Annotated in this window: 9 protein-coding genes; all 9 read right to left on the reverse strand. The window is 66.6% G+C overall.

The genetic code is table 11. The features are described from left to right. Positions 1–1,076, reverse strand: a 1,076-nt coding sequence (locus AX685_RS06935; protein WP_231738651.1) for a Fic family protein, incomplete at its 3' end; no start/stop codon positions are given. 143 nt (positions 1,077–1,219) lie between these two features. Continuing rightward, positions 1,220–4,213, reverse strand: a complete 2,994-nt coding sequence (gene mobF / locus AX685_RS06940) for a MobF family relaxase (protein ID WP_066486876.1) — start codon at positions 4,211–4,213, stop codon at positions 1,220–1,222. After that, a complete protein-coding gene (locus tag AX685_RS06945) occupies positions 4,210–5,022 on the reverse strand; it encodes a hypothetical protein (RefSeq protein ID WP_017980687.1) in 813 nt (270 codons plus the stop codon). Before AX685_RS06945 ends, mobF begins: the two co-directional genes overlap by 4 nt. Further along, entirely contained in the window at positions 5,019–5,336 is a 318-nt protein-coding gene (locus AX685_RS06950) for a hypothetical protein (RefSeq protein WP_017980688.1), read from the reverse strand. Before AX685_RS06950 ends, AX685_RS06945 begins: the two co-directional genes overlap by 4 nt. 335 nt (positions 5,337–5,671) lie before the next feature. Beyond that, positions 5,672–6,055, reverse strand: a complete 384-nt coding sequence (locus AX685_RS06955) for a hypothetical protein (RefSeq protein ID WP_066486878.1) — start codon at positions 6,053–6,055, stop codon at positions 5,672–5,674. Next, positions 6,052–6,294, reverse strand: coding sequence for a hypothetical protein (locus AX685_RS21480; RefSeq protein ID WP_066652219.1), 243 nt, complete (start codon positions 6,292–6,294; stop codon positions 6,052–6,054). Before AX685_RS21480 ends, AX685_RS06955 begins: the two co-directional genes overlap by 4 nt. Continuing rightward, a complete protein-coding gene (locus AX685_RS06960; RefSeq protein WP_066486880.1) occupies positions 6,291–6,626 on the reverse strand; it encodes a hypothetical protein in 336 nt (111 codons plus the stop codon). Before AX685_RS06960 ends, AX685_RS21480 begins: the two co-directional genes overlap by 4 nt. Then, the gene (locus tag AX685_RS06965) at positions 6,623–7,018 is read right to left on the reverse strand and encodes a hypothetical protein (protein ID WP_017980692.1); all 396 of its coding nucleotides are present in this window, start codon (positions 7,016–7,018) and stop codon (positions 6,623–6,625) included. Before AX685_RS06965 ends, AX685_RS06960 begins: the two co-directional genes overlap by 4 nt. Before the next feature lie 53 nt (positions 7,019–7,071). Beyond that, positions 7,072–7,842 carry a hypothetical protein gene (locus AX685_RS06970; RefSeq protein ID WP_066486882.1) on the reverse strand — a complete coding sequence of 257 codons (771 nt, stop codon included), beginning with the start codon at positions 7,840–7,842 and terminating at the stop codon, positions 7,072–7,074. Positions 7,843–8,044 lie beyond the last annotated feature (202 nt).

Consider the following 8,044-nt stretch of genomic DNA (forward strand, 5'->3'; position numbering starts at 1 on the left):
ACGATACTCTCTACCTCGCCGCGCGGGAGCTCGCCTCGGTACAGCGCTGCGTCAATTACCTGGATGGCCTTGGCCGGCAGCCTTCCCCCGTCCGTCTCTTCGGCCGCCCAGCGCCGGATGCGACTGCGCAGCTGGTCGGGCTCGACCAAGCCGGCCATGAAGTCGACTTGGTCGATGCAGGTCTTCAAGAAGAAGGTCGTGAAGCTCGCCAGCTCCTCCTCGCTTAGCGAGCCCCGCCCATCAAGGTCGTTGCGGCGGGGTAGGTCGCAGGCGGCAAGGTGCCGCTTATAGGCCTGCACGTTGCGGCCGAGGCCGCGCGCGATGGACCACACGCCGCCCGTGTCGAGCGCGTCGAGCAGCATGGCGTGCGACATGAGGCGGGCGACCCGCCCGTTGCCGTCGAGAAAAGGGTGAATCCAGGCGAACCGGTGATGCGCGGCCGCGAGAGATACGATGGCGTCCGTCGCGCCGCGCTTCTGATACGCCCAGGCGAAGTGCTCGAGAAAGCGCGGCACCGCCCCGGGGCTGATCGCAATGTGCTGCCCGACCCGGACATCGCGGGTCCGCAGGGCACCGGGCTCGACCAGAACGCGCTCGCCGCCCTCGACCGGCTCAATCCAGAGCATCGACTCGGGCAGATGCTCGCAGAAGCGTCGGTGAACCTCTTGCAGGCCCTCCACGCTCGTCGCCCGGCCCGCCAGCCCTCCCCCGTCGATCCAGCCCTGGACCGCGAAATGGGCGGTCGCCTCGAGCTGCAGGTCCCGCTTGGCCGGGTCAGCGCTGAAGTCGTTCTTCAGCGCCCGCTCGATGTCGACGGGGTGGGTATCATGCCCCTCGATCAGGTTGCTGTAGTAGCAGGTCACCGTTCGGACGAGACCGGCGAGCCCAGCCCGGAGTGCGGGCGGCAGACTGCTGCGGAAGGCGGCAGACTTGGCGGTCAGCTCGATCGCGAGGTCGACGGCGTCGCGGTACCGCGGCCCGCCCTCCCCCATTTTCATGGGCTGCACGGCGCCGATGCCCTCGCCCCGGTCGGCGACCACCCCGAAGTCCGGTTCGTTGGCCATGTCCTGCAGCATCTGGATTACCTGCTTGCCTCGCTAAGGTCGTCCGATCTCCGCCATCCTTGGCCGCTACGATGTCCGCTTCGACGGCCGGCAAACCCAGATCATATGAGCAGGAACGAAGCTGATCCGCCCACCCGTAATCGCAACGCGATGTCTCACATGTCGAAGTCGTAATCGTGGTCGATCTCGATCTCCGGCTCCTTCACCAGCTCTCTGACCGGAACCGGCGCCTGCCGAACAGCCTCCGCCACCGGCTTGGCAGGCTCGCTGCCGATGGATCGGAGGGCGGCACTCATCGCCTCCAGTTGGCGGCGATCGCTCGCGCCAGGATCGTCTAGTCGGGGCAGCTCGCCCGTGGCCGGATCGAATCGCTCCCTACCGGACAACGAGAGCTCGGGTGCCACATCGCTCGCGTGCGGAACGTCACCGCGATGTGACTCGATCGCGTTGGCGAGCGCTTTCTTGTCGTCGGTGTGCAGCGACACGTCCTCGCGCGCGCGGGTCTGGAGCACGTAGTAGAGGCTCTCGCTGTTCAGCAGCCTGTCGCGGCTGTCCATCACCGTGATCGCGCGATCGACCGTCATCCCTTGCGCACGGTGCATGTTGATGACAGCGCCATGGCCAAGCCGCTCGCGCATCGGATCGTCGGGCCCGATCACATGATCCCGGTCACGGCCGGACAGGTGGAGCGTGTCGCCATCGATCGCGGTGAGCGTCATCGCAGCACCGTTCGCCAGCCCGCGCTTCAGGTCGCTGGCCGTGAAGACCAAGCGGTCACCTTCGCGAACTTCGATCTCTCCGGGAACGGAGAGCGCGGCCCCCTCCCCTCCCGATCGGAGGCTTTTGGGATCGAAGAGCCTGGTTTGACCGTCACGGGCGAGCTCGAGCATGCCGCTCGCCCGATCGATCAAGCCAACCTCGTAGGATCCCGGCACAAGCCCTGACTGGTGGCGGTAGATGTCGAGCCGCATCCCCTCCGCCCAATGCCGGATCTGGCGCAGCTCCTCGCGGGTCAGGTTCAGCGTGTCCCAGCTGCGCAGGCTCAGGGCGTCCGCGCCCAGCTTTCCTCTAGCCAGCAGCTCGGCCCGAACCGTCTCCAGCACGGCTTCGCGCAGCACGTGCCCCGAAGTGAGCAAGGCGGTGCGGTCGCGTTCTTCGGGCGAAAGCTGCAGATATTCTACAACGGCCGCTCCTGCGGGATGAGCGTTCTCCTGGACCTTGTTCCCGAGCCGTTCGAAAGCAGCAGCGACCCTGCCCTCGCGTGCCAGGGAGGCGGCCTCACGGAGCACATCGGTCTGTTGGCGCCGGTTCTCGGTCAGCCGCACCGTCGGAGCCTCCGCCTCCTGCAGCAGCGCGAACGGCCGCCCGGCCTCTACGGCGGGTATCTGCTTCACGTCACCGACCAGCACCAGCTTGGCGGCCTCGCCGTTCCGGGCGACCTCGAACAACCCGGCAAGCTGACGCGAGGACACCATCGAGGCCTCCTCCAGCACCACGACCTTGCCCTTCATCAGCGCCGACAGCTGCTCGTTCGGCTTGGCCGGGCCGACCCGGCTAGCATGCTCCTTCAGCACGGATGCGAGCGAGCGCACCTCCAGCCCCCGTCCGGTCAGGTCATCCATCAACTTGTTCTGCGGGACCAGCACCAGCATCCCCGCCCCTACTTCCGCGCCAACCTCCCGTACGAGTTCGAAGAGGAACGACTTGCCGGTACCGGCATCGCCTTGGACGACCTGGATGCGGTTGGTGCCGGACAGCATGGCGTGTACCGCGACACGCTGTTCGCCGGACAGCGTGACCTCGCGCCGACTGGCCGCGCGGTCGAGTGCGGTGTCGACCGAAGCGGCCTCGAGGATGGGTGTCCCCTGCCCCACCCCGCCATGCGCGGCCGCAACCAGCGCCTTTTCCGTCGCCAGCATATCGCGGGTCGTGAGCCGGTCTGCGTGCAGGCTGCCGCGCGGACCGGCGATGAGCACACCTGCCTCGCGCAGCCGCTCGATGCGCTCCTCGATACCGCGCACCGTCGCGCCCTTCTCCGCCATATCGAGGCTGCTTTTCAGCAGGTTCGCGTAGGTGAAGCTCGCTTCGCGTTCGCCGAGGTGCCGAACACCGGCCGCGACCGCATAGCCGCTCGCCAGCTCGGCGCTCCGGCGCACCGCATCCGTGCCGTGAAGCAGCGGCTCGGGTCGTGGTCCGAAGGCATGCGTGATCCGCTCAAGCAAGGCGGCCCCCCAGGCACGCACGGCATCGAGTACGGACCGCGGCCGCTCGATTCCGCGCGCGGCGTCCACGACGGCGGAGATGGCAGCACCATGGACCTCGGCCTTCTCGGCCCACATGACGCGGGCAACCGTGGCATCGCCCGCCTGTTTGGCGTCGCGAGTACTGACCGCGATCGTCTCCATCGCCTTCGGGCCGGAAGCCCCAAGCTCAGCCGCCCGGCTAAGGATCTGTTCGCGCCGTGCGCTGAACGCATCGATGGCGGCACGCGGGATACCGCTGATCTCGAACTGACCGTGCTTGCCGGTGATCTCGATCCGATAGCCGAGCTGCTCCAACCGGGCACGGAAGTCGGCATGGAAGGCGGCGCCGATCGTGCTCGAATGCTTCCACAGCGCCGGATTGTGGAGGGCGACCCAGCGACCGTCACCCCGCTGTGCGGCATTCGCCACGACGACATGAGCGTGGGCCTGCGGGTCGAGCTTCCGGCTAAGGTCATGGTAGAAGATCGCGTACACCAAGCGACCGGGTTCGATCACCGCGCCGGCCTTGCCCGACCGCACCTCCCCGAACCGCTCCTCGGCCCACGCCATGGTGCTCCGGATCGCTTCCGCAAACGCTGGCATGACCCGCTCATCGCGGCCGATCATGGCGACCAGCGATACCGACTTCGGCGCGCTGAACGTCAGCTCGAACCCCGGCGCCCGCTCGCCATTGCCCCCTCTCGCAATAACGGCCCCGTTGGGCAGTTTGCCGTCCAGCACCTCGGCGAATTTTCCGGCATTCACGGTGCCGGACAGACCGAGTTCCTCGGCCCCTCCCCCGCCCCACTCGGAGGGCCCTTCCTGCTCCCCGGTGTAGTAGTTGTCGGCCGCATAATAGCCGGCGGCATCACCGCCGCCGGCGATCGAGTTGGGCCGGACGGTCACGGCGTCGTGCCGAGCAGAGGCGGAAAGGTGAGCCGGCACGGAAACGGCTTCTTCATGCGCTTCGCGTGGTCCACGCATTCGGCGTACCGGACCCGGTATGTATCATCGCCGAGAAGGCCTTTGGTCTCCGCCATCAGCTCGCCTTTCGTGCGCCCATCGCCTGCCAGGCTCCATGCCGCAGATGCCGAGTCACTCTCACCCAGAAGGCGGATGGAAAGCCAGCGCGTCGGCGCCGTATTCGCGAAAAGTAGGCAGATCAGAACAAGTCCGGCGATGCCAAGGGCGGCACCTGCGCCAAGCTTTGTACGCGTACCCGACTGACGCTTCTCGATGCGATCGAGCTGCTTCCCGAGGCTCTTCGCCTGCTCCTCGGCGGCTTTGGTGACATTGAGAACCGAGGCGGCCAGAGCGCCCTGCGCTTCCTTGAAGATGGTCGTAAATTCGGCCTGGAACTTGGCGATCATGTCGCGGAGATGTCCGGTCCCGCCGGTCTCCTTGATGGTCGTCTTGATCGCGTCGAAGCCTGCGTTCAACGCGCCGGGCAGATCCTTCGTTTGCTGGGCGATCAGGGCCGAGACGCGGCGCGTGATCTCGCCGATTTGAGCGGTCTGTTCCTCCATGCGATCGGCATGGCGGCGCTCACGTTGCTGACGCACCGACAGGGCTGCTTGTGCCTCCCTGTCGAACATGGTGGTGACCGCCTGTTCGACGAGATCACGGATGGGAATATTGCGCCGTTTGGATTCGGCATCCAGGCGGCTGTGGACCTCACTGGAGACGTCGATCCGCCTGCGGCCGGCATCGGTCATCGCCGCAGCATCCCGCGCGCTTCGGCCAGCATCCGGGTTGCCAGGTCGGTCCGGCGCTGCCGCATCTCAGCCAGCCCCTTCTTGCTCTCCGGGCCACGCCCGACCTGCACTTCCGCGACGACTTCCAGGCCGGCACGAACCTTGGTGAGCTGGTCGAGCAGGATCTCGTCGAGCGGCAGCAGCTCGTCCTCGAGTGAGCGCACCAGCGTGTCCGCCACCCAGGCGCTGCGCGTCTTGCCGACCTGGCCCGCGCGGCGCTCGATGCCGGCAAGCTGGTCGGGTTGCAGGTACACCGTGATCGGTACGCGCGCCATGCGGACCCCCTTCTACCCCGGAAGGGAGTGTGCATTGCGCATAACGGGCGCGCAAGGAGGAAGTGCAGAGCAGCGCCAGAAGAAACGCTGCAAATCCGTGCTCTAGATGCTCTGTGGACCACCATGGACCAGACGGTCCGAGCACAGCATCTGCGTCGGACCATGCCGCTCAAACGACGCGAATCTGCCCTTTTTCGCACCCCGTCAGGGTGCATCGGGTGTGCCCCTACCCTTACTGCTCAGTAAGCTGGCCGCCGTAGATGATGTGGTTCTTTCGGGCGCATCCCCGGATTCCGGCGGAGCACACGGGCCGGCGCATGAGCCGGCCAGCCGACTCAGTCTTGCCCCGCCTGACGCAGGCTTGCCCGTAAGGCTTCGAGCGCCTCCTCGCTCAGCGTTTCAGGCGTCAGCACCAGCCGGTCCCGCATGGCACGGCGCGTCAGCCGTATGAGGAAGGCCAGTTCCGGCGCCTCGAACGGGTCGTTTACCGCCAGCTCGCGCGACCGCTCGCCGTCGGTGATCGTGAGATGGAAGATGCGGGCTTCCAGTGCCGGCCAGGCCGGATCGGGTCGCGTGAAGAAGTCGATCGCGTCGGCATGGGCGAGGAGGTTGGACCAGTCCTCCGGAGCGATCTCATCGAGCGTGCGACCCTCCTCATGGTAGAGGGTTCCATGCGGGGTGAACCATCCCGAAATCCCAAGCGTGATGACGTCCGTCATGGGTCGGTTCCCTCCCCGTTGTCGGTCGGGCGCTGATGCTTGTGCCGGTCGTGTTCAGCACCGCTCGGAGCGTCAGGATGGCGCGGCATTGCGGCGGCCCCCGGATCGTTCCAAACCGTGTCGAACGCATGCTGAAGGCGAGCTGCAACAAGGGTGCATCCAGCCCGGTCGAGCAACGCCAACGCCAGGCGCATCAGCGCCAATGCCGTCCTGACATCGTGGTGTTCGACGTCGCTCATCGGCGGGCGTGATCCGGGTTAACGACGGGCCGATGGACATTGCCAGAGCCATCCTGTTCCGCAATCGGTCTGAGCTCGAGATGCGGCATCAGGTTGCATCGGATCTGGTCGTCGGTGCCGGGGCCGTACCAGCCGGCGCAGCGGTCCTCTTCCGAGAACCGGTGCCACGCCATGAACGCGACATCCTCACTGATGGCGATGCCGTCGGCAGCCAGGACAGCCACGATCCGAAGTACGTCATCACGGTAGTCGACGCGCATCCGCTGCTCCCATTCGAGCGGCTTCAGAACCGCCTGGTAGCGTAGCCGTTCGTGCCCGGATCGATCGGTCATTCGCCCTCTCGCGTGCCGCTTATTCCTGAGGGGATCCCGAGCCGCTCACGCTGCTCGTCGCGGGTCGCGTAGCGGTCGGACCTGATACCTACAATTTCCGTCCGCGAGCCATGTCCAGCGGTCACGAGAGCGGCCCGGATCAGCTCGCCGACGTCATGCGAGCCGGCCTGCGCTTCAAGGCTGGCAAGCATGGGGTAAGGCAGGTCCAACATGACCCGGATCATCCAATCTCCCGCCTCGGTGCGGGTCGGGTAGCCGCCGTGTCCTGGCTCGCTCCAGTCGGTGCCGGCGAGGAGCAACCGCAGGTCCGTCGAAGGGTCGGCCGACGCATAGGGCGGGGTCTCACGGGAGGGCAAAGGCGTTAGTTTGAAGTCGCTCAGGTCGATGGTCATGGCGGGTCTCCGTTCAGGGTTTCCAGTTTATGCAAATCGGGCAGATCGGCTCCTCAGAGTCCGTAGGTGCACGGCGTCGAGAAGGTCGGCGCCAGCGCATCACGCCGGGACCAGAAGGTGGATTGGCCGTTGGGCGTTAGCGTGGTCGGGGGCACCGCGATCTCGACCATGGGACCGCGGATCTGGACTACCGTGCCGCAGTTGGTGACGGTTCCGATCGCGAGGTCGCGTCGGAAGGCTTCGTGCCGGTTCTGCTCGGCCTCTCGGTCGGCGACGTAGCTGTCCTGGGTGCGTTGGAACCATGCCGCAGAGCGGATCTGGTCGGGGCGGCAGGCATAGACGGCGGTGCGGGTCGGGACCATCGACACGCGGCTCATTAGCCGGCTGCCCAGGTCGCCTTTCGTCGCCACCTCGGTCGTGTCGAATGTGATCGCGACGAAGCCTCCGAGGACCTGGTCCGGTCCACGCGAGCACACGGCCGACATGCCGGACCAGAAGTGCTTGAACTCGCCCCGGGGCGGCAGCCTGCGGCCGAGCGCGCGATCGCGGAAGGTGCGTGCTGCGTCCCCCTCCTCCGGCTCGAGCCGACCGCCCTTGGCGCTACACTCCTGAGCGAAGGCATCGCGGGCGCGCTCGGCTGTCGCCGAGCCGTTGGTGGTAATCTTCTCGGAGAAGAAGGAGTAGCCGATGATCTCGTCAGCGTCGTCGAGCAGCGGGAAGACCTGCGGCGACGGGCGGGTCCGAAGCGACCCGCTGGTCTTCACGTCGGTATCGCCGCCGATGGTGGTGAGAAAGTCAGCGACACCGAGTGATTGCTGCGCCATGGCCGGAACGCCCGCCAGAGCCGCTGTGAGCGCCGCTACGGCTCGAAACGTACCCTGCCCTGCCATGACCGCCTCCCCGTCGTCTGGAGGCGTTCTCCGGCCCGTGAGCCGGGTGTTAGCAACCCTGCATAGCACAAGGCGCCGCCACTTGTGGCTTAGCTGCTGCCCGGCCTTCGACGCGAGGGTATCCTTTGTTGACCAG

This window comes from Sphingomonas sp. CCH9-F2 (assembly GCF_001556735.1).
GTDB lineage: Bacteria > Pseudomonadota > Alphaproteobacteria > Sphingomonadales > Sphingomonadaceae > Sphingomonas > Sphingomonas ginsenosidimutans.